Origin of the sequence: Bartonella sp. HY761 (genome assembly GCF_026743145.1) — a bacterium.
Lineage (GTDB): Bacteria > Pseudomonadota > Alphaproteobacteria > Rhizobiales > Rhizobiaceae > HY038.
The window spans coordinates 2,943,674-2,968,657 of sequence record NZ_CP104887.1 but is presented as its reverse complement, the minus strand read 5'-3'; the positions used below and the strand labels follow the sequence as shown (position 1 = coordinate 2,968,657).

21 protein-coding genes are annotated in these 24,984 nt (G+C 40.7%); 9 read left to right on the top strand and 12 right to left on the bottom strand.

The annotated features are described in order from the left end of the window. Positions 1 to 246 precede the first annotated feature (246 nt). Positions 247 to 624 (top strand): hypothetical protein, encoded by a 378-nt coding sequence (locus tag N6A79_RS12865; protein ID WP_268546247.1) that lies wholly within the window; start codon positions 247 to 249, stop codon positions 622 to 624. 192 nt (positions 625 to 816) lie between these two features. On the opposite strand, the gene N6A79_RS12860 is transcribed toward N6A79_RS12865, so the two are convergent. The 7 genes from N6A79_RS12860 to htpX form a co-directional block, all read right to left on the bottom strand. Beyond that, positions 817 to 1,443 (bottom strand): ribonuclease D, encoded by a 627-nt coding sequence (locus tag N6A79_RS12860; protein ID WP_182418016.1) that lies wholly within the window; start codon positions 1,441 to 1,443, stop codon positions 817 to 819. A gap of 67 nt (positions 1,444 to 1,510) precedes the next feature. Further along, complete coding sequence (locus N6A79_RS12855; protein WP_442784236.1) at positions 1,511 to 2,890, bottom strand: M20/M25/M40 family metallo-hydrolase; 1,380 nt, start codon at positions 2,888 to 2,890, stop codon at positions 1,511 to 1,513. A 124-nt stretch (positions 2,891 to 3,014) separates the two neighbouring features. Then, positions 3,015 to 3,884 carry a bifunctional DNA-formamidopyrimidine glycosylase/DNA-(apurinic or apyrimidinic site) lyase gene (gene mutM / locus N6A79_RS12850; protein WP_268546245.1) on the bottom strand — a complete coding sequence of 290 codons (870 nt, stop codon included), beginning with the start codon at positions 3,882 to 3,884 and terminating at the stop codon, positions 3,015 to 3,017. A 292-nt stretch (positions 3,885 to 4,176) separates the two neighbouring features. Further along, positions 4,177 to 5,430 carry an aminopeptidase gene (locus N6A79_RS12845; RefSeq protein ID WP_268546244.1) on the bottom strand — a complete coding sequence of 418 codons (1,254 nt, stop codon included), beginning with the start codon at positions 5,428 to 5,430 and terminating at the stop codon, positions 4,177 to 4,179. A 183-nt stretch (positions 5,431 to 5,613) separates the two neighbouring features. After that, positions 5,614 to 5,907, bottom strand: a complete 294-nt coding sequence (locus tag N6A79_RS12840; protein ID WP_268546243.1) for an Imm8 family immunity protein — start codon at positions 5,905 to 5,907, stop codon at positions 5,614 to 5,616. Between the two features lie 62 nt (positions 5,908 to 5,969). Then, positions 5,970 to 7,397: an RsmB/NOP family class I SAM-dependent RNA methyltransferase gene (locus tag N6A79_RS12835; RefSeq protein WP_268546242.1), complete on the bottom strand. Its 1,428-nt coding sequence runs from the start codon at positions 7,395 to 7,397 to the stop codon at positions 5,970 to 5,972. Continuing rightward, positions 7,394 to 8,377 carry a zinc metalloprotease HtpX gene (gene htpX / locus N6A79_RS12830; RefSeq protein WP_268546241.1) on the bottom strand — a complete coding sequence of 328 codons (984 nt, stop codon included), beginning with the start codon at positions 8,375 to 8,377 and terminating at the stop codon, positions 7,394 to 7,396. Before htpX ends, N6A79_RS12835 begins: the two co-directional genes overlap by 4 nt. A 222-nt stretch (positions 8,378 to 8,599) precedes the next feature. Between htpX and N6A79_RS12825 the strand changes: the two genes are divergently transcribed. Beyond that, complete coding sequence (locus N6A79_RS12825) at positions 8,600 to 8,818, top strand: DUF1674 domain-containing protein (protein WP_268546240.1); 219 nt, start codon at positions 8,600 to 8,602, stop codon at positions 8,816 to 8,818. Between the two features lie 112 nt (positions 8,819 to 8,930). On the opposite strand, the gene N6A79_RS12820 is transcribed toward N6A79_RS12825, so the two are convergent. From N6A79_RS12820 to N6A79_RS12800, 5 genes are all read right to left on the bottom strand, one after another. Next, a complete protein-coding gene (locus N6A79_RS12820; RefSeq protein ID WP_268546239.1) occupies positions 8,931 to 9,848 on the bottom strand; it encodes a heme/hemin ABC transporter substrate-binding protein in 918 nt (305 codons plus the stop codon). A 108-nt stretch (positions 9,849 to 9,956) separates the two neighbouring features. Continuing rightward, positions 9,957 to 12,146 (bottom strand): TonB-dependent hemoglobin/transferrin/lactoferrin family receptor, encoded by a 2,190-nt coding sequence (locus N6A79_RS12815; RefSeq protein WP_268546238.1) that lies wholly within the window; start codon positions 12,144 to 12,146, stop codon positions 9,957 to 9,959. Positions 12,147 to 12,620: 474 nt separating this feature from the next. Further along, a complete protein-coding gene (locus N6A79_RS12810) occupies positions 12,621 to 14,246 on the bottom strand; it encodes a leucine-rich repeat domain-containing protein (RefSeq protein WP_268546237.1) in 1,626 nt (541 codons plus the stop codon). 644 nt (positions 14,247 to 14,890) lie between these two features. Further along, positions 14,891 to 15,853 carry a ribokinase gene (gene rbsK, locus N6A79_RS12805; RefSeq protein ID WP_268546236.1) on the bottom strand — a complete coding sequence of 321 codons (963 nt, stop codon included), beginning with the start codon at positions 15,851 to 15,853 and terminating at the stop codon, positions 14,891 to 14,893. A 98-nt stretch (positions 15,854 to 15,951) separates the two neighbouring features. Further along, positions 15,952 to 16,707 carry a molybdopterin-synthase adenylyltransferase MoeB gene (locus N6A79_RS12800; protein WP_182418004.1) on the bottom strand — a complete coding sequence of 252 codons (756 nt, stop codon included), beginning with the start codon at positions 16,705 to 16,707 and terminating at the stop codon, positions 15,952 to 15,954. 195 nt (positions 16,708 to 16,902) lie between these two features. On the opposite strand from N6A79_RS12800, the gene gshB reads away from it, so the two are divergent. The 7 genes from gshB to phoB all read left to right on the top strand — a co-directional run bounded on the left by gshB (position 16,903) and on the right by phoB (position 24,818). Next, positions 16,903 to 17,841 carry a glutathione synthase gene (gene gshB, locus N6A79_RS12795; RefSeq protein WP_268546235.1) on the top strand — a complete coding sequence of 313 codons (939 nt, stop codon included), beginning with the start codon at positions 16,903 to 16,905 and terminating at the stop codon, positions 17,839 to 17,841. Positions 17,842 to 18,318: 477 nt separating this feature from the next. Continuing rightward, positions 18,319 to 19,368: a substrate-binding domain-containing protein gene (locus N6A79_RS12790; RefSeq protein WP_268546234.1), complete on the top strand. Its 1,050-nt coding sequence runs from the start codon at positions 18,319 to 18,321 to the stop codon at positions 19,366 to 19,368. A gap of 64 nt (positions 19,369 to 19,432) precedes the next feature. Next, complete coding sequence (gene pstC, locus N6A79_RS12785; RefSeq protein ID WP_268546233.1) at positions 19,433 to 20,920, top strand: phosphate ABC transporter permease subunit PstC; 1,488 nt, start codon at positions 19,433 to 19,435, stop codon at positions 20,918 to 20,920. Then, positions 20,917 to 22,233, top strand: coding sequence for a phosphate ABC transporter permease PstA (gene pstA, locus N6A79_RS12780; protein WP_268546232.1), 1,317 nt, complete (start codon positions 20,917 to 20,919; stop codon positions 22,231 to 22,233). Before pstC ends, pstA begins: the two co-directional genes overlap by 4 nt. Before the next feature lie 130 nt (positions 22,234 to 22,363). After that, positions 22,364 to 23,122 (top strand): phosphate ABC transporter ATP-binding protein PstB, encoded by a 759-nt coding sequence (gene pstB, locus N6A79_RS12775; RefSeq protein ID WP_182417999.1) that lies wholly within the window; start codon positions 22,364 to 22,366, stop codon positions 23,120 to 23,122. A gap of 19 nt (positions 23,123 to 23,141) precedes the next feature. Further along, on the top strand, positions 23,142 to 23,861 hold the full coding sequence (gene phoU, locus N6A79_RS12770; RefSeq protein ID WP_182417998.1) for a phosphate signaling complex protein PhoU: 720 nt from the start codon (positions 23,142 to 23,144) through the stop codon (positions 23,859 to 23,861). A gap of 273 nt (positions 23,862 to 24,134) precedes the next feature. Then, the gene (gene phoB, locus N6A79_RS12765; protein WP_182417997.1) at positions 24,135 to 24,818 is read left to right on the top strand and encodes a phosphate regulon transcriptional regulator PhoB; all 684 of its coding nucleotides are present in this window, start codon (positions 24,135 to 24,137) and stop codon (positions 24,816 to 24,818) included. The last annotated feature ends 166 nt before the right edge of the window (positions 24,819 to 24,984 follow it).

Genomic DNA, 24,984 nt, shown 5'->3' with positions numbered 1-24,984 from the left:
CTAATCGTAAAATTTATGACAATGCTTTCGCATATCATCTAGCGATATTAGTTGTTACTTAGACCATTAAATTCATACGAAAAGTGCTTTCCCATTTGGATGGGGAGGCTTTCCAACGCCTTAAATTTTAACGCATTGCTGACAAAAAACATATCAGAAGTCATTTTATCAAAATAAAAATACGAGTTTTAACACAGGATTTATGCTTAAATTTGAATATATTGGTCGTGAAAATTAAGAAAACATATGATCTGTTATGCTAAAATAGTTGATATTGATGATGTTATAAACGAAGAGATCACCATCTCTATCGGCGAATTTACTCTTGTCTGCTTTTGTGGCTATATGCCAAAGGCATTTGATAAAAATAAAATTTATCTTTGTGAAATTGACCTTGATTTTTTTGATAATGAAATTCTAGAAGAGGCCAAGGGTAATAATGTCAGGATCGAGCGTGATGGGGACGGTTTTAACTATACCCTTTATGGCTATTACAGCCATGGTTCGCTGTTTTTAAATGGGCTTTATTTTGATGATGAATTTTTATTAGACTATAGCTATCTTGATAATAAATTTGTCCAAATAAAAGTAAGCAGAATAAATCTTAATATTTTATCAAAATGAATTTATTCATGCCTTGACTTTTAAAAAAATCGTTGCAGCAACAAAATGCTACAACGATTAAAGATATATTAGAGCGCATTTCGATCTGATTGGATCAAATCCGCGCTCTAATACATTGTTTACACCGCGTTTTTTGTCCGAAAACCGCTTCACACTTTTCGAAAAACGCTCTAAAAGCAAATAGATAGATTTTTAAGCGCTATGGGAAAAAATATCACTTTCAGACCAACCCATAAGGTCGAGCTCTGCTCTTGATGGCAAAAACTCAAAACAGGCTTTTGCAACATTTGTGCGGCCTTCACGGGCAAGGCGTTCTACCAAAATTGCACGCAAGCGATGTAAGTAGAGGACGTCAGATGCCGCATATTCAATTTGCGCTGGCGTTAATTCAAAGGCTGCCCAGTCAGATGATTGCTGCTGCTTGGAAATTGTAACATCCAATAATTCAATGCAAATGTCGCGCAAACCATGGCGGTCGGTATAGGTACGGGTGAGTTTTGACGCAATTTTAGTGCAAAATACTGGCTTTACTTCCGTATCAAAAGCAAGGCTTAAAACGGCAATATCAAAGCGGCCAAAATGGAAGATTTTTTCAATTTCTTGATTTTTTAAAAGGCTCACCAAATTAGGTGCAGTTTTTTGCCCCTTAGCAATTTGAATAACGTCGGCAGTACCATCGCCAGGGGAAATTTGTACAACGCATAAACGGTCACGATGAGGTTGCAACCCCAAAGTTTCGGTGTCAATGGCAACTGCCTTAACATTTTTATAATGGTCGAGATTTGGCAAATCACCCCGATGAACACGAATATCAGTCATCAAATTTTTCCTAAAACATGGTTATTAAATATGCCGTGCAAAGCTGTTCTTTGCACGGCTTGAAATATTAAGCAAGTGCCGCCAAAATATGTGCCCAAGAACGTTGCCCCTTGTGAAAAGAGGTCAAATTATATTTTTCATTGGGTGAATGGATGCAGTCACTATCAAGAGCAAAGCCGACGAGCAGGGATTCCATTTTTAAGTAATCTTGAAAATCGCCAACAATTGGAATAGAGCCGCCCATGGCAACCAATTCTGCTTGCTTACCCCATTCTTGCGATAGGGCAATTTTAGCCTTGGAAACAATTGCTGAATCATAAGGCAATTGAATAGCAGGGGAAGCGCCATGCTCGATAAATTCAACCGAGCAATCAGCAGGGATGCGTTCTTTAACAAATTTGCGGAAAGCGTTGCGAATTTGGATCGGGTCTTGCTTATGGACAAGACGGAAAGAGATTTTAGCCGATGCTTGTGCAGCAATAACGGTTTTAAAGCCTTCCCCTTCATAGCCACCGCTAATGCCATTAAATTCGGCAGTAGGACGCGCCCAGATAAGTTCAAGCAGACTGCGATTGTTTTCACCGCTTGGGAAAGACAGGCCAACAGGATTTAAAAATTCTTTTGGCCCAAGACCAAGATTGTCCCATTGTGCTAAAATTTGGGTAGGGGTTTCTTCAACACCATCATAAAAGCCGGCAATAGTCACTGCGCCATTTTCATCATGCACATCGGCAAGAATTTTGCTTAAAATACGGATAGGGTTAGCGGCAGCCCCGCCATAATAGCCTGAATGAAGATCACGATTGGCAGCTTTTACAATAATTTCTTCGCCCACAAGACCGCGCAATCCAACTGAAATGGAAGGCGTTGTCTCATTCCACATCGATGTATCACAAACAAGGGCAAAATCAGCACGCAATTCATTGCGGTGGCTCTCTAAAAATGGCTTTAAGGAAGGGGAACCCGATTCCTCTTCACCTTCAAATAAAATGGTAACTGCAACAGGTAATTGCCCAGTTTCTGCTTTAAAAGCCCGCAAAGCTTCAACAAAGGTCATAAGCTGACCCTTATCATCAGATGAGCCACGACCAGTAATAACTTTTTGCCCATCGCGCTCTTTCACTTTTGGGTCAAACGGATCATCCTCCCAAAGGGCAAGCGGATCAACTGGCTGAACGTCGTAATGACCGTAAAACAATACGTGAGGGCAGTTTTCGCTTGGGCCTGCATGATGAGCAACCACCATTGGGTGGCCGGTCGTATCGCGGCGCGATGCTTCAAAACCAATGGATTTTAGATCTTCTACCAGCCAATCAGCAGCTTTTTTACAATCTTCCTTAAAGGCAGGGTCGGTGGAAATAGATTTAATTCTTAACAAATCAAATAGCCGTTCAAGGCTTTGATCAAGATTACCATCAAGGCGTTTAAGAACATTTTCCAGCATCATAAATCCACTTTCCAAAAATTGTTAAATAATTAAGCAGTATTAAAGCTAAAAAAAACACTTCAAGCAAGTGCGCAGTTAAAAATAAGCTTGGGCCTATCATCTTCGTGATCAAATAAATTGATCTTCAACCATTATCTTGGCAAGATGAACAATAAAAGGTTGAGCGACCCGATTGTACAATGCGTGAAATGATTGTGCCACAATTGGTGCATAGTTGGTTTTCACGACCATAAACAGCAAAATTATGTTGGAAATAGCCAAGTGAACCATCCGCATGGCGATAGTCACGCAAGGTCGAGCCACCAGCTTTAATTGCTTCAGCAATAACATCCTTAATGGCAATGGCTAATGCTTCACTTTTTTGCAACGCAAATTCACTACCATTGGCTAAATGTTCACCGCTTAATTGCGGCGATAGTCCCGCCCGCCATAAGGATTCGCACACATAAATATTGCCAAGGCCAGCAATGATGCTTTGATCCAATAATAAGGCTTTAAGGGGAGCTTTCTTATTCTTAAAGGCATCGCGCAGATAGTCGCCTGATAATACGTTGCCTAAGGGTTCAATGCCTAGTTTCTTAAATGCTGCATAGTCAGCAAAATTTGTGTCTAGCTCAAGGGTGAAGAAGCCAAAACGGCGCGGATCATTATAAACGGCTTCAAAAATTTTACCGTCTTTATTAAGCCCTAAAATGACATGGTCATGGGCGACTATTTTATCTTTTGGTGCATCATCACCGCTTTGACGCAGCCGCCATGACCCCGACATCCCTAAGTGACTAACAATAAAAAAGCCACCATCAAGATGGATAACAAGATATTTAGAACGCCGTGTTAAGGATCTGATTTTTTGCCCTTTAATGAGGTCTTTCATATTTTCTGCATAGGGCAAACGCAATTTTTTATCACTGGTTTTAATATAGTCGATATGTGCGCCTTCAAGATCTGGTGCAAGACCGCTACGGACCGTTTCAACCTCGGGTAGTTCTGGCATTTATAGTCTCTAATTCCTATTGTAGTGAGCGTATTTGGTTTTGTAAGAAAAATATTGTCACGAATAATTATAGACTGCTCGGCATATTATTCGTTAGTTTTATTCAATAGGTGGTCAATCTGTCATATGAATGCAATAAATCTATGCGAAAAATAAATCATCGGTGTTATTGTCATGGCTTTGACCACGGATGTACTGGCAAAGCTTGACAAAAGGTCGGGCACTCCATTTCCCGGCCTTTGCTTTTTTAGCGGATGATTTTTTCATCCGCTATTTTTTTTGCGTTATAGCGTTAAACGTTAAATGCCCATTCGCCTTGGCGGAAGACGGCAACACGGCTACCATCGGCCTTAATGCCATCAATATCCATATCTTTGCCGCCAATCATCCAATCAATATGGATAAAGCTGCGATTGCCGCCAAGCGCTGCAATTTGGTCAGCACTTAATGATGCGCCATCCTTAAAGCATTTGGAATAGCATTGACCAAGCGCAATATGACAAGCGGCATTTTCGTCAAACAAGGTATTATAGAATAATAAACCACTTGCAGAAATTGGTGAAGAATGAGGCACAAGGGCAACTTCACCTAAATGGCGGGCACCTTCATCGGTATCAAGTACCTTGTTTAAAACAGCTTCGCCTTTAGATGCTTTTGCTTCAACCACTTTGCCATTTTCAAAACGCATGAAAATATCATCAATCAAGCTGCCTTGGTGCGACAAGGGCTTGGTTGAGCGTACATAGCCATCAACACGGCTATGATGGGGTGTGGTAAATACTTCTTCTGTTGGAATATTTGGATTGCAAATAATACCATTTTTAGCCATGGATGCACCGCCATGCCATTCATGCTCATCGGCGAGGCCTACAGTTAAATCGGTAATTGCGCTTTTAAAATGCAGCGCAGAAAAATTTTGCCCATTGAGCCATGAACCGCGCAGACGTAAATTAGCATTATGGCGTTGCCAAGCTTCAACCGCACCATCATTATCAACACGGCTTGCTTTAAAAATAGCTTCCGCCAATTGATGGGTGGCTTCATCTTCACTCAACTGGGGAAAAACAACTTTTGCCCATGATGGATTGGGATAGGAAACAATATTCCAATTCACATCAAAACCGGCAATTTTTTCAAGCGCTGGTTGATAGGCAAGTGAGGTTGCTTTGTTAAGACGTGATACTTTTTCAGGATCTTCGTTGGAAAGTAAAAGTGGATTATCGCCAGCGATGGCAAGGCGAGCTGCGCCATTTTCAAAAGCTTTTGCCATGCCTTCATAAAGCCATGAAGCGGCGCGGTCAAAGCTTGCATCATGGCCGTTATGGAAACGTTCTAGGCTTAAAACCTCGTCACCAAAAAAAGGGGTTACAACGCCTGCACCGGCCTTATAGGCATGATGGGCAATGCGCCGCACCAAAGGCAATGCTGCAATCGGCGCAGTTAAGACAACATCTTGTCCTTCTTTTAAGCCAAGCCCAACTTTCACCGCAACTTCTGCTAAACGGTCAAGCTTTGTTTCATCAATAATTGTCTTATTTTCTTGCATGGATTTGACCTCTTTTTTATTGCAAATTATTGGCTAAAATTAATATCGCTGAAAGCCAATGAAATGCAATGCTTAAATATCAAATAACAATGTCTATTGCCGTATGGAAAAGCTTTTTCATCATTTTATTCTCCACCGCCAATTTTCTCATTTAGCAATGATAAATAAGCGCCTATCGATTAATCATGCCTTCATATTCCCATGAAAAATATTTTGAATAATATCTTTGACCTTTTGCCAGCTATATTTCTCAATTAAAATGATTTTATAAGGACGATCCAAGTGGTTGTGTTTTAATTGGGCAATGCCCTCTCTTGTTGCAATCATCACGCTATAAATATCACAGCCATCTTCATCCCTATAGCCAATATACATGTCAAGTGAATAAAAGACACAATTATCAAGTGGCTTCCATTTTTCAAGATTATCAATATCTGAACAATGGAAGTCTTTGATTTCAAGCTGTTTGCTTATCAATTTTGTGTATTTTTTGGGTATTTTAAAAACCTAAGATAAAATCAAAAGTTTCGCTTTCATCCTTAACTTAAACGCTTAAAACGGGCGACAAAAAAACCATCCATGCCACTAAGTTTTGGATTTTCATTGGGTAAATCGGCAGGCGTCGTGCGCAAATATCCTTCATCGGTTAAAATATTTGCATAAATATTTTTAGCCTCATCGGACGTATTATTAAAGCTTTGGCAAAGTTCTTCAACGGTGAAGGGAACAAGCGCAACATTAGTGCGGTTTTTCAAAAACTTAGTAACCAGTCTTTCGCCTTCTCTTTTGCTTAAAGAACAGTTGGAAAATAATATCATGCCGCCAATTTTAACCAGATCAATGCTTTTTTCTAAAAGTTGCAATTGTAAATCTGCAAGTCTGCCGATTTCATCAAGGGATTTTGTCCACAATACATCGGGATGGCGGCGAATAGTGCCAGTTGATGAGCAGGGCGCATCAAGCAATAGTGCATCAAAAGGCTGTTCTGGTTTAAAATCCTGCAATTCGCCATTATAAGTGGCAACATTTAAGTTTAAACGTTCCATATTGGCAATGAGCCGTTTCATGCGATTTGTCGAGGCGTCAACCGCAGTCACATTTGCCCCAGTACTGGCAAGCTGCGCGGTTTTACCACCAGGGGCCGCACATAAATCGGCAATATTTTGCCCTTTATCAGCTTTCATTAAGCGGGCAGGTAGGCTTGCTGCAACATCTTGCACCCACCATTTACCTTGGGCAAAGCCCGGTAATTCTGGAATAGAGCAATCAACCTCAGCAATTCGGATAGATAGGAAGGGTAGCACTTCGCCGCCAAGTTCTTGTGCTATTGCTTCAACATCACCACTTGCTGTGATGTCCAAAGGCGGCTCATAGGCTTGTGCCTTAATGATCTCTTGGGCTTTTTCTTTACCGTAATCGCGCTCAAGCATTTGCGCAAACCATAAAGGCACATTGGATAGAACATCATCTTGCTGTAAAATTGCATCTTTTTCGCGGGTAAAGCGGCGTAAAATAGCGTTTACTAGGCCAGAAAAACGGGTGAGGCGCGGATCGGATTTGGCAATGGTGACAGCAAGATTAATTGTCGCATGATCTGGTACATCAAGATAAAGAATTTGCGCGGCACTAATATGAATAAGATGTTTTAATGCGCTAGCATTTTGCGGTAATGGCCTATCGACAAATTGGTCAATCGCATTATCAATAGCACCGCGATTTCTTAAAGCTGCACCCAAAATTGCCCGTACCAAAGAGCGGTCTCGCATATCCAGTGCTAAATATTGAGGGTGGCCATGCTCATTATCGGTTAAGCCATCAAGCGAGGTTGCCTTGTCAATCACTGCGCCAAGCATACGCAAGGCTGCTTGGCGAACAGCGATGCCAGCCACTTTGGGCTGGCGATCTTGTTTGTTACTATCGCGTTTTGGCTTCTGATTATTGTTTTTTTGCGCTTTGGCGTTGTTCAAGACCATGGACCTCTTGGCTTATTATCTTTTTTAACTTTCATCCAGCTTGGCCGCTCAACAGTTTTGCGCATGGTTTGCCTTGGGCTATTGTTGCGCATGTCGAAGGTGCTGTTTGACTGTGTTCCCATCTCTTGAGCCATTTCACGCAATTTTGCAATACGATTCTCAGTATTGGGGTGGGTTGAGAAGAGATTATCTGTTCCACGACCTGATAATGGGTTGATAATAAACATATGGGCGGTTGCAGGATTATGTTCGGCTTCGTCATTAACCACTTCATGGGCGCCGCGAGCAATTTTGTTTAAAGCCGATGCAAGCCATAAAGGATTGCCGCAAATTTCTGCGCCGCGTCTGTCAGCAGCATATTCACGGGTACGACTAATTGCCATTTGTACGAGCATCGCAGCAAAAGGCGCAACAAACATGATAATCACCGTTCCAATTATCCCAAGTGGATTGGTAGAATTGCCATTGGAATCGCGATTGCCACCAAAAACAAAGGCAAGATTTGCCAGCATTGAAATAGCACCAGCAATCGTTGCGGTAATTGTCATGGTTAAAGTATCACGATTTTGCACATGGGCAAGCTCATGCGCCATAACGCCAGCAATTTCTTCCGGTGTTAGGCTGTTTAATAGCCCAGTTGTTGCTGCAACTGCCGCATTTTGTGGATTTCTACCCGTTGCAAAAGCATTGGGTTGCGGGTTTTCCATAATATAAACGCGTGGTTGTGGCAGGCCTGCTTTGCGGGCTAAATCGCTGACAATATTGTAATATTCAGAGTTAGAGCGTGCATCAACCTCACGGGCACCATACATGCGCAACACCATTTTATCTGAATTCCAGTAAGAAAACAGGTTAAGGCCAGCTGCAATCACAAAGGCGATCATCATGCCCGAAGGGCCACCGACAATATAACCTACACCCATGAAAAGGGCCGTCATGAATGCTAAAAGCATGGCGGTCCGAATAATGTTCATCTACAAAACTCCATTGTTAATTCGTTTCTGTTCGTATTTTGTAAATTTACTTACCCACTTATTATATTATAATGACCAAAAAATGCCTAATAAGGCAGTTTTGGTGATTATTTGAAGCATAGGAATATTCCTAAGCTTGTCTTTAAAAATAAGCTGGCAAGATTTACCAATTTTATATAAAATGTGGATTTGTAAGAATTTTTTCAATGGATTGGTGAAAAAATGACGGAAGAACAGCAAATAATCAATAAAGATGATGATGGGGCTGAGGAAAAGCTCATTGCACCGGCAGCAAAACGTGCTTTAGCCGAAGCACAAGAGCGCCGTGAGCAGGCAGCCCTTGCCGCTGAAAAGACGAAGCGAGAACTTGGTGGGCGCGGTGGTCATGATCCAGCACGCTATGGTGATTGGGAAATTAAAGGCCGTGCTATCGATTTTTGATTATGACGGGAGCGGCTGATTTAAATGCTTTAAAGGCTAAAAAGCAAGGGTATTGTTTGCCGGTTTAAGCTAACAATACCCTTGCTTATATATTTGTCTTACATAACTTAAATTAACGATTTTGGATATCTACCAATTTTTGGGCGATTTCCTGCATGATGATACCGGTATCGGGGCCAAAGCCAAGTAGCTTTAAACCATCCAACCGTAAGAGATCTTTATTCTTAACTGCCGGAGTATCTTGTAATGACGCTTGCTCTAGCAATGTTTCAACCGTTGGGAAGCCATCATTGCTCATAGATAAAATAAGGTCGGGTGCCATTTTAGTTACTTGTTCTTTATCTAAAGGCACATAGGATTCAAGATTGGCGGCGGCATTTTCTCCGCCTGAAAGAACAATAATGTCATTGGCGGGGGTGTTTTTACCTGCCATGAATATGGGTCCAACTTCCTTGTCGCCTGAAGGTACAGTCAACAGAAAAAGCACTTTTTTCTTAGTGGTAAGTTCAGCCTTTATGCTGTTTGCTTTATTAAAGTCGTTTTTTATCCGCGCAATTAACTCATTGACCTTATCTTCATGATTAAGTGCATGGCCAATAAAACTAATTTTTTCAATGACACCATCTTCACTGTGATCATCTGGAATAATAAGAACTGGAATCTTGTTGTTTTCAATAGAGGTTAAATTATCCTTATTTAAAGCGCCTTCTAAAGCCAAGACAGTTTGGCCATCAACTTTTTTAATTGCAGCAAGGTCAATAGTTGCGGCAGCGCCAATATTTGTAAGATCGCGTCCCTCCTTCATAAATGTGCTGCGCTTATCAACACCGACTAAGCGATCTTTATCACCAAGGGCGATAATTGTCTCGGTAACCGGCCAGCCGATCGATACTAATTTAGCATTATCACTAATCAAGATTTCGCTAGCTTGTATTAAAGACGGTTGACTATTGGTCGCCAGTGCAAATGCCGCAAGCATAAAAGTTTTAAAAATTCGGTTTTTGGTAACAGTCTTAAGTGTTTTTGTCATAACCTATCCTTTTCATTTTTGCGGCATGTGAAGCAGGACACTTTGTTTATCGCTGTGTCTTGCAGGTTTGTTAATTGTTCAAAACTTTGCCCTTTGTTACGTTATTGGCTAAAATTCTTGCACAAATGAGATTTTAAAATTGCGCCCCGGCTCGCTATAATAAGCTTTTTTATAATTGGCGCTTGATGGTAGATCGAGTGCATTCCAATAGGTTTTATTAAATATGTTATAAATACCTGCTTGTAGTTTTGGCCCTTTTTCACCAAGCGGACGCCACCAACCACTAATATCAAAAACGGCATAGCCGGGTGCTTTGGCGTAATCTGACTTGTTTTCTACACGGTTGCGTTTTGACGCCGCCGTCATTCTTATGTCCGCGCCCCATATTTCTTGGGCATAGCCAAGACCAAGCGTTCCTTTAAAGGGTGGAATAGAGTTTAAATATTCGTCCGTTTCGCGATCCTTGCCTTCCATATAAGCAAGGCTGAAATCTGTGCGCCAATTGGAAGTTATTTGCCAATAGGCTTTTGCTTCTACGCCGGAAATACGAACCTTAGCGCGGTTTATATAAACAGCCTCACCGCTGGGAAACATAAGCGATGGTCCAAGTTCTTTGCGGCCGATAAAATTTTTATAATAATTGCTAAATAGTCCAAGCGAACCACCCCAGTTGTGACTTGTATATTTTGCACCAATATCAAAGCCATTGCCAATTTCAGGCTTCAAGTTAGGATTGCCATAAAGGTGATAAATGCCAGGATTGGCGAACTCTAAGTAAAGTTCCGATGAACTGGGCGCCCTAAAACTTTGTGCCCACTGCGCATAAAGCATGATATTATCGGTTGCATCCCATTCGCCACGTAATTTGGGTGAAAAGTGCGAATCGCTAACCTCTGCTGCATAGCCGTGGAAAAATACGTTGGATTCAAAGCCTTTGGTGGCTGAGGGCTTATGTTTAAACCAGTCAAACCGACCGCCAGGGGTAATTCTAAGGCGATTGTTCAAAAATGCCATTTCATCTTCAATACTTATGCCCCAACTTGTTGAACGGGTAGTTGGTATTTCAGATTGGTCGCTAAGTAAAAATTTGCACATCATATAGGGTGGACGATAGGGTGGCGGTGGGCAAGTATCATGACCCGTTGTATATTGCTCAAAGCGCGAAGACGAGCCATTACCTGCAATGCGCAAAGTATGGGTTACGTGCTCAAAATTTAATACCTTCATTGCATCAAATGTTAAGCCGTAATCTCGATTTTGCGTATTGGAAATTCGATAAAAATCCCCTTTGGGTGTGGTTAATCGAATTTGTTCGGTTCCAGAACTTGCACTATTTTCTTGCCAATAGCCAATGATGCGGGCACGATCTAACCAACCATCACCATTGCCATAATAATCATATGAAGCTGAATAACGCTCACGCTTGCGATTTTGTTCTTGATAGGTGCTCGCTGGTTTATATTGAGCGCTTGCTTGGTTTAGCACCCATGTGTCACGGTCATTGTCAAAACGCTCTGCGGTAAAGCCCAAGCGGTGTTGATCGTTAATATATTGATGAATCTTAAATAAGTAATTTTTGCTAGTGAAGTCTTCAGGGTTTTGCATGCTGCGCAATACGCCATAACCGCCATCATCGCCATTATTTGCGCGTTGCTTGCCGCCAATATAACCGCCTTGAAACAGCATATAAGTTTGATTAAATTTAACTGCGAAAGCTTCGTTAATGTGCCAACTGCGATTGGCTGAATCGTAACTGCCTTTGGTAATTGATCCCCAATTTTTATTGTCTTTAATAAGATCTTCAGGGTCTAAGGTACGCATTAACACAATGCCGCCTAGCGAGCCAGAACCGTAAATACTTGAATCTGCTCCTTTGCCAATATCAATTGCTGATAAACTACCAAAATCAAAGGCTGACGCCCCACCCCTTACACCACGTGTAATATCATCAAGCCAAGGAATAGGTATGCCGTCAATCATGGTGGTGACACGATTGCCATCAAGACCGCGAATATTAAAACTGTCATTTTGACGATTATAATTGATTGCTGGATCAAGCCGAGAAATATCGTTGACATTATCAACTTGCTTATTTTCAATGTCTTTGGATGTAACCGTATCGGTTAAAACACCTTTATTTTTTATATTTTGGTTTTTTTCAGCTTCCACAACAACGGTGTCAAGTTCAGTTTCTTGTGCCGCTATTGCTGGAAATGTAGCAATTTCATAAAATATTGATAATGTCAAAAATGTGGTTAATAGAAGTTTTGTTTTTAATTTTGGTTTGATTTTTATCATTTTACTATCACCAATAAATCAAGTTAAGTAAATATAGTTATTAATTAGATTTTTAACGGGCTATATAAACGATCATAACTTAAATATGACTAGGTAATACAAACTCTTATTTTTCGACAACTATCGAGATAAACTTTTATCTAGCCTATATTTATTTTTATTTTGGCTATCAAACATGATAAAGTTAGTCAAGATATAAATTAAAAAGCACTTTTTTATTTTAGAAATAAAGTTATAAAAAGCGCAGATTTTTGGGTTTATTTTGTTACGTCTGCGCCAAAAAGTCGCGTGCGCACAGAGCGGCATTTTACCTTTTAATAAGATCAATCTATGTTGATCATTTTTATCGCCCTGATTTTTTATTGTGCTGAATTGCTTACTTGGAAGTGCAATTCTCTTGTGCTTCAAAAATAGTTTGGATTTATGAAGTTTATCATTGGTAAGATTAACGCATTTATTGATTAAACAATGAAATTAAAATTTACGGACATCATTTGGACGATAAAAAAATGGATCGTCTAGAAAACTGTGAGGCACTAGCTCCTTTTCGTTGTGATATAAGGGCGTAAGCTTTTCTTCGGCTATACCTATTTTAATCTTCATCGTCTTTGTTTTCAAATCACTAAGATCAAGTGCAGCTACATTGCTTAGGTCAATATTGGTTAGCCTCCCCATTTTGTTAAGAATGGATAGCTTATTAAAGGAAGTATTTGCCAATAATAATGTCTCAAGTTTAGTTAAATTTTCTAGGTTTTTAAAATCTTTTATTTTGGTGAATGAAAGATCAAGCGCTTCAAGCTTTGAAACATTTTCAAGACCAACAAGGCTAGTTAAAGGTGTATGGCGTAAACTTAAGACTTTAAGGCTGGTAAAATTGCTAATAAGAACTAAATCCTTTATTTCACTCTCGTCAAGAATAAGAAATTGAATTTTTTCTTGGTGATTAAATGGCTTATCTTTGGTGATTTTCGTGCGGTTAAGATCTAGCACAACTAGGTTATGAATGGTTGGTAATTCACTAGGATCAAAATTTGGAAAATTAATAAGTTGCAATTTTTTGAGATTTTTGAATTCTGTTAATTTTGCAAGCTCTGCTTTGGTTAATAATTGGTCTGTTTGTAAAGGCTTGTCGGCGTAGTTTTTATTATGGCAAAAGTGACTAAGTGGATATTCTAATTTGTCGGGCTTATAGCAAACCGTAATATCTTCATGGTCTACCCAAAAATCTCCGCCCATAAATTGTATTTTTTTATCGCCGCGTTTTTGGTGAACAAAATCATCTGTTTGTTCTGAAGGTATGAAATATTCGTCGTCGATGATAGCTTCGGGATTATAAATAAAATTGGTTTCACGATTATTGCTCGGTGCTTTACCATGTAGAATATTAGGCAATTTGGTCGCAATATAATAATAATGCAAGCGTGTACTAGCTAAGCTGGCATCATCAAAACCCCGTAGGTCAAGATATTTAGAGACTGGTATTTGGGAAAGATCTTTAATTTTGCTATTGGATAATAGCAGCCAATCTAGCCAATTGATTTTTTTAAGGGGTGATGCATCTTCTACAAGAGTGCCGCGCAAATCTAAATGATTAAGCGTGTAATAAGAATAGGGAAGTTTATTTAAATTGCTTATTTTTGTATCATTAAGGAGGAGGGTTTTTAAATTTTTTTGTTTAAAATAACTCAAATCGTCAATTTTTGTTCCCGTAAGAATTAAGGTTGTAAGATCAGGTAAATCGGCTATTGGAGCATAATCGTCCACTATAACGTCCGTTAAGTTGAGATAATTTAAACGTGGAAATCGTTTTAAAAAATTCAGATCTTCAACTTTCACCTCACTCATACTCAAATAGGTGAGGGCTGTGTTCTTGAATGACGGAAGGTTTTGTTTGCTAAGTTCTAAGCCGTTTAGCCAAAGAAATTGTAAATTTTTAAAATGTTCTAGTAATCTTATGTTACGAACATTTGTTCTTGAAAGATCTAATATGGCAATATCAGCATTTGCACTAATCAAGCGCGGAGAAGAAAAATTACTATCAGCAAGATTTAGATAATTGAGATGATACAGACTTGTTAAAAAACTAAAATCATCAAGCATGGTATAATTAATTGTAAGATTTTGTAAGCTTGTTAACTCGCTCCAACCGGATATTGTACGGCTTTTAATATGCCTTAAGCTCAAGCTTTTCAAATTACGGGCATTTTTTAAAGGGCTAATGTCTTCTAGACGTGTTTCTTCAATTTTTAGCTCAACCAGATTAGGCAATATTGGAAAATTGGCTAAGGATTTTAAACCTTTGCCTTTTATATTAAGTGTATGCAATTGTATTAGTTTTGCAAGATTTTGCCAATCCTGGTGCGTGTAACCCGACACAGGGGGAGTTAAATATACAAAGCTACTGTTCAAGGCGATGGTTTGATCGCCAATTAAAACGGTTCCTACTTGGTCATTAGTGGATTTCGCATCTTGACCATGAGAAAAATTGGGAATGAGCAATAAACAAAGGATAAAAACAATTTTATTCTTGAAAAAAACTTTCATTGCCACCTCTAATTTGACTATATAAATAAAAATATAGAATTAATACATTTGCTATTAATCGGATTAGATTGTGACTTTTTAACGATATAGTATTGAAAGGTAGATTTTAAAATAAAAATATGCAATTGCAATCAAAAAAGCAACACGATTATTCATCATGTTGCTTGATTATCTAAATGTATATTATGGCGTTTTATAACTTAAAATTTTTCGCATTTAATATCAGTTTGGCTTTCTAGCAATTGGGTAATTTCGTGCCAAGTTGGAGCAGCTTCGGAAGCGCCTTTTTTGGTGGTTGCTAAAGCACCAGCTGCACCTGCAATGCGGATAGCTTCATCAATAGCAAGACCATTAGCAAGGCCGGTTGCAAGGCCAGCATTAAAGCTGTCCCCTGCTGCCACACTATCAATCGCAGTCACTTTAAAGGGCGGTAAAAATCCACGTTCTTGCTTGGTGAAGTAGCAAACCCCTTCGCTTCCTAGTTTGATAATAGCAATATCAAGGCCACGGCTTAAAAAAACATCTGCCGCTAGTTGCGCCGATGCGCGGTCATGTGGGCGAATACCGGTGAGCTTTTCTGTTTCCGTTTCATTGGGGGTCATGACATGGGCAAGCTGATAAAGTTCATCGGGCAGGCTTTGCGGCGCAGGTGCTGGATCCATAATAATGATACCACCAGCATTTTTAACAATTTGTGCCGCTTTTAAAACCGTATCCATTGGTACTTCAAGCTGCATCATCAATACTTTGGCGCTTTCAATCACTGGCTTGATAGTATCGACATCATCGATGCTAAGTGCCATATTGCTGCCGCCTGCAACAACAATGGTATTTTCGCCGTTTTCGTTGATATTGATTGAGGCAATGCCGGTTATTTCAGTTGGGTGGACATTTAATCCGGCAAGATTGAGACTTGTTGCCTCTAGGTGAGCGCGCGCGTAGTTCCCCAAAGCGTCATCACCAATCCAACCCGCAAGGCGCACTTCAATACCGCTATCTTGTGTAATGCGGCTTGCTGCGACCGCTTGGTTAGCACCTTTACCACCAAGGCCCATGGCAAAGCTTTGCGCATGAATGGTTTCGCCCGCCTGTGGCAGTGCACTAACTCGGTTGGTCATATCAATGTTAATGCTGCCAAAAACCGCGATAGATGCTTTGGACATGGGCAATTCTCCTTGATGTGTCTAATGACTAGATCGATAAACGATTTTCTTTGTCTATATCTGTAAGGGCTTATTTTGTCTTGCTAAAAAATAAAGCTTTAAGTGGTTTTTCGCTTATAAGAAATGGTATCAAAACGTGCATTAAGCCCATCATAAAGCAGTAATCGCCCAATTAATGGCTGGCCAGCACCAGTGATAAGCTTAATCACTTCCATAGCTTGCAGCGACCCAATAACGCCCGGTAGCGCCCCAACTACGCCTGCTTGGGCGCAGCTTGGCACTGTTCCTTCTGGCGGTTCTACGGGGAATAGATCACGGTAACGCGGATTATTATCCTTATAGGGCATTAATACTGTAACCGAGCCATCAAAGCGACCAATTGCGCCACTGACCAAAGGGCGACTTATATCTTCGCAAAGGTCTGCAAGAAGGTAACGGGTTGAAAAATTATCACAACCATCAACGATGATATCGTAATTTTCAAGCAATTGACGACCATTTTCGTTGGTAAGTCGCACATTTATCGCATGTATAGTGCTATGGGGATTGATTCTTGCAAGAGCGGCTTTTGCGCTTGTTACCTTGTCCTCACCAATTTTATCGCTGTCATGAATAATTTGGCGCTGCAAATTGGATAATGATACATGATCATCATCAATAATGCCGATAGTGCCAATGCCTGCGGCAGCAAGATATTGCAATACTGGGCTACCAAGACCGCCGGCGCCAATAACCATGACTTTGGCAGCTTTTAGTCTTTGTTGGCCAAGGCCACCAATTTCGGGTAAAACAATATGACGGGCATAACGTGATATTTCATCATTGCTTAATTGAATTTCATTTTGTTGCGTCATAATCTACCCTTGAAATATTATATACGTCATACATTTTAAAAATGAATTTGCGGAGTATATATATTTTTACTATGGTTCGTCTTTTCTACTTGATTTTTGTAAAAATCAAGTGCGCTCACTATATTCAGCAACAATAGCATAATATAAGAAATTAGACCATTATTTTAGAAAATGGGTCATAAAAGGTAGGTTTCAATGAAAATTGCTGTCCAGATGGATCATATAGCTTCCATAAATATAGCAGGTGATACGACTTTTGCTTTATGTCTTGAAGCGCAAAAACGCGGACATAGTCTTTTCCATTATACACCCGATCGCCTCTCCTTACGCGATGGTGAGGTGAGTGCGCGGGTTGAAGCGTTGAGCGTGCGTGATATTGTTGGCGACCATTTCACCCTTGGTGAAGCGCAGCGGACAAATTTGGCAGAAATGGATGTGGTTTTGCTTCGTCAAGACCCGCCTTTTGATATGAATTATATTACCACAACCCATATTTTAGAGCGAATCCATCCTAAAACTTTAGTTGTTAATGACCCTGCTTGGGTGCGGAATTCGCCAGAAAAAATATTTGTGACCGAATTTCCTGATTTGATGCCGCAAACATTAATTACTAAAGATCCTTTGGAAGTTGCGGCTTTTAGAGAAGAATTTGGTGATATTATTGTAAAGCCGCTTTATGGTAATGGTGGCGCTGGTGTATTCCATCTTAAAAAAGATGATCGTAATTTAAGCTCGCTTTTGGAAATGTTTGCACAAATGTTTCCGGAGCCCTTTATTGTTCAGCGCTATTTAAATGAAGTGCGCGGCGGCGATAAGCGCATTATTTTGATTGATGGCGAACCGGTTGGCGCAATTAATCGCGTGCCGTCTGAAAGCGATTCGCGCTCTAATATGCATGTTGGCGGCAGAGCTGAAAAGACTGAACTTACCAAGCGCGAGCAAGAAATTTGCGCGCGTATCGGTCCATCCTTGCGTGAACGTGGTTTTATTTTGGTTGGTATTGATGTTATAGGCGATTATATGACCGAAATCAATGTGACCTCACCTACCGGTGTACGTGAAGTTGCCAAATTTGGCGGCGCTGATATTGCAGCCTTGTTTTGGGATTGTGTGGAAAACAAGAAACGAGCATAAAAGCTTGTGAACTATTTTTAGTTCTTTTGGATAAAATATGACATTATTAATAGCGATATTATGCTAGGCGTAATATCGCTATTTTTGCCTTTGACGCTATTAATGCGGTTAATATTGTCTTTTTATCTAATTTAAATAGTTGGATTATTACAATTGTTTCAGTTGGTTGGATCTTTTTGAGCTTTTTGAAAATCCTAGCGGCATTAAAAATTGGTTAACTATGAAGCGCCGTTTATCTTGTCATAAATAAATTCTATATGTGTACGGATTTCATTAGTTGTTTACGAGCAAGTTATTGTTTCATATTGTTATTTTGATAATTTTTTTAAAATGCTACATACATTCTTAGTAAAATCAATTGTCATAAAACTGTAATAAACCTGTCATAGAACGGTAACAGCATCTTTTTAAATGGAACTACAACCTGATTAAAATGACTGTCAGGACATTTTCAGTCCATATGCAAGGAGTTCATGGATGAACAGATTGTTATCAACTGCTGCCGCTTTGGCATTTGCCGTTACTTTTGCTGCTGGTGCAGCGCAAGCCCGCGATCAAGTTCAAGTGGCTGGTTCTTCAACTGTTTTGCCTTATGCAAAAATCGTTGCTGAAACTTTTGGCGAAACATTCCCTAATTTCAAAACTCCTGTTATTGAATCAGGTGGTTCTGGTGCTGGCATTAAAGAATTTTGCCGTGGCGTTGGTGAAAACACCATTGATATTGCCAATGCGTCACGTGCTATGAAAACTAGCGAATTGGAATCTTGTATTGCTGCTGGCGTTACCGATGTGCAGGAAGTGCGTATTGGTTATGATGGTATTGTTTTTGCAACCGATATTGCTGGTCCAGATTGGAAATTGAAGCCAGTTGATGTTTATAAAGCCCTTGCAGCACAAGTTATTGTTGATGGCAAATTGGTTGATAATAAGGCCACCAAATGGAATGAAGTAAATGCCGATCTTCCAGCTTGGGATATTGCTGCTTATATTCCTGGCGAAAAACACGGTACACGTGAAGTTTTTGAAGAAAAGCTTATGACCGAAGGTTGTAAGGAAAGCGGCGCATTGGATGCGATGAAGGCTGCTGGTATTGATGAAAAGGCTGCAAAGTCAGCTTGTATTGCTGTGCGTAAAGACGGTAAAGCCGTTGATATTGATGGTGACTATTCAGAAACTCTAGCACGTATTTCTGCTAATAAAACTGGTGTTGGCGTATTTGGTCTTGCTTTTTATGAAAACAATGCGGATCGCTTGAAAGTTGCAACAATTGATGGCATTTCACCATCGGTTGAAACCATTGCAAGTGGCGAATATCCAGTATCACGTCCATTGTTCTTCTATGTTAAGAAAGCACATTTGGGTGTTATTCCTGGTCTTAAGGAATATGTAGAATTCTTCCTTGATGACCAAATGGTTGGCCCTGATGGTCCTTTGGCTGCTTATGGTCTTGTTGCAGCGCCTGAAAGCGAGCGTGAAGCACAACGTAAAGCATTTGAAGATGGTACAGTAATGGCTGTTAAGAAGTAATTTAAGTGATGAGTAGCCGGCGCGAAGATGTTTTCGCGCCGGATTTTTTTGGGAAAGGCGAGTGATGACTATTTCTTGGGTCATAATTGTTATTTTGGGTGTAGGCCTCTTAGGATATATTCTTAGTCGTTCGCGCTCCCTTGCCATTGAACGGAGCGGCGGTAAGCTTCATTCGCGGCCAAATTACTATGCGTGGTGGACGCTACTATTGGCTATTGTTCCATCGCTAATTTTATTAACCGTTTGGGATCTTGGCGTAAATGTGACGCTTAAACAAAGTGTTTCTTCGCAAATATCTAAAGTTATTGAACAAGCAGGTAATACTGGCACAGAGGTTGGGAATGTCGAAAACCTTAGCCTTTTGAAGGGGATGGTTACCAATCTTGCAGGAGGAATTGCCAAAGTAGGCGGCGATCTTGATGCCTATAAATCCCGCTCCTATAATGATATTAGTAAAGATTTCGCAGAAAAAGGAATCTTTCTTTCCGGCCAAGGGCAAGATTATATGGTGCCTATGGCCGTTGATTGGGTACAAAAAGCAACAAACCTTATTATGATTGGCGATCTGTTGGCTATATTAATAACCCTTGGTGGTTTTTTTTATGGTTTAAGTGGTGTAAAAGCCAAAGTGCGTGCCCGTAATAAAGTAGAAAAAATGGTATTGGTTGGTTTAATCATTGCCTCGGTTATTGCTATTTTTACGACGATCGGCATTGTTTGCTCAATGCTATTTCAAACGATTTCATTCTTTAAATCTGTGCCGTTAAGTAATTTTTTCCTCGGCACAGTTTGGGATCCGCGCTTTTCAGCTGCAGGATCTGATGCTGTTGGGCAGTTTGGATTTTTGCCATTGCTCGCCGGTACTTTTTATATCGCCTTTGTTGCAATGCTTTTTGCTGTTCCCATTGGTCTTTTTGCTGCTATTTATATGTCAGAATATGCCTCGCCAAAGGTACGCAGCGTTGTTAAGCCACTTTTGGAAATTTTGGCAGGTATTCCCACAATTGTTTATGGTTTGTTTGCGCTTTTAACGGTTGGACCATTTTTGCGTGATATTTCAGCAGCACTTGCTGGTGGTCACGCCTTTATCATGTCGCAAAGTGTGCTAACCGCCGGTCTTGTGATGGGAATTATGCTTATTCCTTTTGTGTCGTCCCTATCCGATGATATTATTAACGCTGTTCCGCAAGCAATGCGTGATGGTTCTTATGGTTTAGGCGCTACCCAATCTGAAACAATCAAACGTGTGACATTACCTGCCGCCTTGCCTGGTATTGTCGGTGCGCTACTTTTAACTGCTTCACGTGCGATTGGTGAAACGATGATTGTTGTTTTGGCGGCTGGTGTTGCTGCTAATATTACGATTAATCCTTTTGAACCCATGACCACAATTACCGTTAAAATTGTCAACCAGCTAACGGGTGATCTTGAGTTTAATTCGCCGCAAACGCTCGTTGCTTTTGCTCTAGGCATTACGCTGTTTTTTATCACCCTTGTTATTAATATTTTTGCCCTTTACATTGTGCGCAAATATCGGGAGCAATATGAATGAGTGAGATCTCAATGAGTGCCGCCCCAAAACCTCGTCGTGATATTGGTTTAAAAAAGCGCTATCGTGCCGAACGTCGTTTCAAGGCCTATGGCATATCAGCAATTGCAATTGGCATATTATTTCTCGTAATTTTGATGACCTCGATCCTATCAAATGGCTATACGGTTTTTGGGCAAACGACCATGATCCTATCTGTCAAACTTGATAAGGCGATTATTGATCCGAAAGATCAACGGGCGACCAATCCAAATGTTTTGCTGACAGCTAATTATCCGTTATTGGTTAGAAACTCATTGGCTCAACAGTTGCAGGTTTCCTTGGATGACCGCGCTAAATTGCGCCAGATTAATGCGATGTTTTCTGATGGTGTCCGTGTGCAATTGCGTGAAATGGTGACTAAAGATCCAAGCATTATCGGTTCAACCCAAACGGTAAAAGTATTAGCGTCAAGTGATATCGACCAAGCCTATAAAGGCCATATTGATCTTTCAGCTCCTGAAACAAACCGAAAAGTAAGTGATCAGCAAGTAGCTTGGATGAATGAACTTGCTAAGGATGGCGCGCTATATAAAGCTTTTAATACTGGCTTCTTTATTAATCCACCATCAAGCCGTCCTGAAATGGCTGGGCTTGGTGTCGCTTTCATTGGTTCGCTTTACATGATGTTAATCGTGTTAATACTGGCATTACCAATTGGTGTTGCGGCTGCAATTTATTTGGAAGAATATGCCAAGAAAAACAAGTTCAACGATCTAATTGAGGTTAATATTAATAATCTTGCAGCTGTTCCCTCGATTGTTTTTGGTTTGCTTGGTCTTGCGATTTTTATCAATTTCTTTGGTCAATATTTTGATATTAAGCGCTCTTCCTCATTGGTTGGTGGGCTTGTTTTAACCTTGATGACCTTGCCAACCATTATTATTGCGACGCGTTCTGCCTTACGTGCTGTTCCACCATCTATTCGCACAGCGGCTCTTGGTGTGGGTGCATCAAAAACCCAAATGGTTTTCCATCATGTGTTACCATTGGCAGCACCTGGAGTACTAACGGGTACAATTATCGGCATGGCACGCGCTTTAGGTGAAACCGCACCATTATTGCTTATTGGTATGGTGGCGTTTGTTGCCAATTATCCGGTAACGCCGAATGATCCTGCAACCGCATTGCCGGTACAAATCTTCATGTGGATTTCTGAAGCTGAACGTGGTTTTCAAGAGCGCGCATGGGGTGGTATTATTGTTTTGCTTGCCTTTATGACTTTGATGAACATAACAGCCGTTATTTTGCGCCGCAGATTTGAGCGCCGTTGGTAGTGAGCGGTTGGAACAAAACCAAATTTTAAGGTATTAAAGTGAATTTTTGACGTTAATTTTAGCCAGTTCGGGATAAACTAAAATTATATGGCAAATAGACTTTTAAAGGAAATGGCTGATGGAGCCCAAGATGAATATCAAAATGCGTGGACAAGATGTGCGGGTCTTTTATGGCGACAAGGAAGCGTTACACGGCGTAAATCTTGATGTGCCTGAAAACATGGTAACGGCCTTGATTGGGCCATCAGGTTGCGGTAAATCGACATTTCTTCGTTGCCTTAATCGTATGAATGATACCATTGACGGTGCACGCGTAACCGGTCTTTTGACCCTTGATAATGAGGATATTTATGATCCTAGTATTGACGTTGTCGAGCTACGCGCAAGGGTTGGTATGGTGTTCCAAAAACCAAATCCTTTTCCAAAATCTATTTATGAAAATGTGGCCTATGGTCCGCGTATTCATGGTTTGGCTAAAAATGCAGCCGCGCTTGATGAAATCGTTGAAAAAAGTCTTATTAAAGCTGGTCTTTTTGAAGAGGTTAAAGATCGCTTGAAAGAGCCTGGAACGGGTCTTTCTGGTGGCCAACAGCAGCGTCTTTGCATTGCGCGTGCTATTGCTGTTAGCCCCGAAGTCATTTTGATGGATGAGCCATGCTCGGCGCTTGATCCGATTGCGACCGCCCGTATTGAAGAACTCATCGACGATTTACGCCAAAATTATACAATTGTTATTGTGACGCACTCGATGCAGCAAGCGGCGCGTGTTTCGCAATTTACTGCAATGTTCCATTTGGGTGATTTGGTCGAGGTTGGTGAAACTGAGATGATGTTTACATCGCCTAAGGAACAACGGACTCAAGATTATATTACGGGCCGTTTTGGCTGATTTATAAGGGATAAAGCTCATGCCTACGCATATTGTTCGCTCTTTCGATGAAGAATTGCAGTATTTAACCCAACGAATTGGCGAGATGGGTGGCTATGCGGAACGCATGGTGGAACGCTCGGTCGATGCTATTATTCGTGACGATTTAATGCTTGCTGATGAGGTTGTAGCAGAAGATCGTATTCTTGATGAAGCTGAACGCGAAATTGACGAACGTGCAGTGACAATCATTGCTAAGCGCCAACCAATGGCGATTGATTTGCGTGAAGTTGTTGGCGCTATTCGCATTGCTGCCGACTTGGAGCGCGTTGGTGACATGGCGAAGAATATTGGCAAGCGTGCTGCAGCGATTTCTGAAAATCGTCAACCAACTTCGTTTTATCGTGGCTTGGAAAATTTCGCGTCTCTTGCTGTAAACCAGTTGAAAGAGGTCCTTGATGCCTATTCCATGCGCTCGCTTGAGCGCATTGATATTGTGCGCAAGAAAGATGAGGAACTAGATGCTATCTATACATCGCTGTTCCGTGAATTGTTGACCTATATGATGGAAGATCCGCGCAATATTACGGCTTGTACGCATTTATTATTTTGCGCCAAAAATATTGAGCGCATTGGCGATCATGCGACCAATATTGCTGAGACGGTTCATTATATCATCAGTGGTAATTATCCGACCAATGAACGACACCGCGAAGATTTAACTCATACTTTGGTGACGGAAGAATTGGAACAAAAATAAGACTTTGGTTTCATATTGGGGGAGTGGACTTTCCCATATAAGGATTAAGGGTAACAATAGAATATATCAGCTCGTTAAAAATGTTGGAGTGAATATTTATTCTTAATAGGCCTAAAATATTAGATTTTTAGACGTGATATCCATGAGGGGGATCACGAACAATATTGTTATGGCATGTCACAGCATAAATACCTGTGAAAAATTATATTGAGCCATAGAATTATTGTATGTTTGATTAACCACTCATGGTTTTTTGTGAGGGACGTGGAAAATATGGCGCGAGTACCAGAAGTTGCGGTTGTTGAAGATGAAGATGCACTAACAATCTTATTGCGCTACAATCTTGAAGCTGAGGGCTATAAGGTGCGAGTCATTATGCGGGGGGATGACGCCGAGTTCGAGTTGGAGGAAAACCGACCTGACCTTGTTTTGCTGGATTGGATGTTACCTGGACTATCCGGCATAGAATTATGCCGCCGCTTGCGCCAGCGTGATTCAACCGCTCATTTACCGATTATTATGCTAACTGCGCGCGGCGAAGAAAATGAGCGTGTACGCGGATTGTCGGTGGGCGCTGATGATTATGTGACTAAGCCATTTTCAATACCAGAATTAATGGCACGCGTTAAAGCATTATTGCGGCGGGTTAATCCAAGTACTTTGGCGCATGTTTTGTCCAATAATGATTTAACTCTTGATCGGCAACAGCACCGCGTTTTTTTCAAAGATGTTGAAGTAAAACTAGGGCCGACAGAATTTCGCTTGCTTGAGTTTTTTATGATGGCACCTGGTCGCGTCTTTACGCGAACGCAATTATTAGATGCAGTGTGGGGCAATGATAATTTTGTTGATGACCGTACGGTCGATGTTCATATTCGCCGGTTGCGTAAAGCGATTAATATTGGTGAAAAAGATCTTATTCGCACAGTGCGTGGCACTGGCTATTCATTCGGATAAGTGCTTGGGCGCCAGATCTATGCTACGTTAAAATTGCATAATTTGTTTTAGAATTGGATTAAATATGTGGATGTTAACTCTTTCTTAAACATAAGAACATGTTTTAGCATTGGTTTTGTAGCGCAGTGCTGTCATTAACTTTTATTTAGGAACATAACGCCAAAAT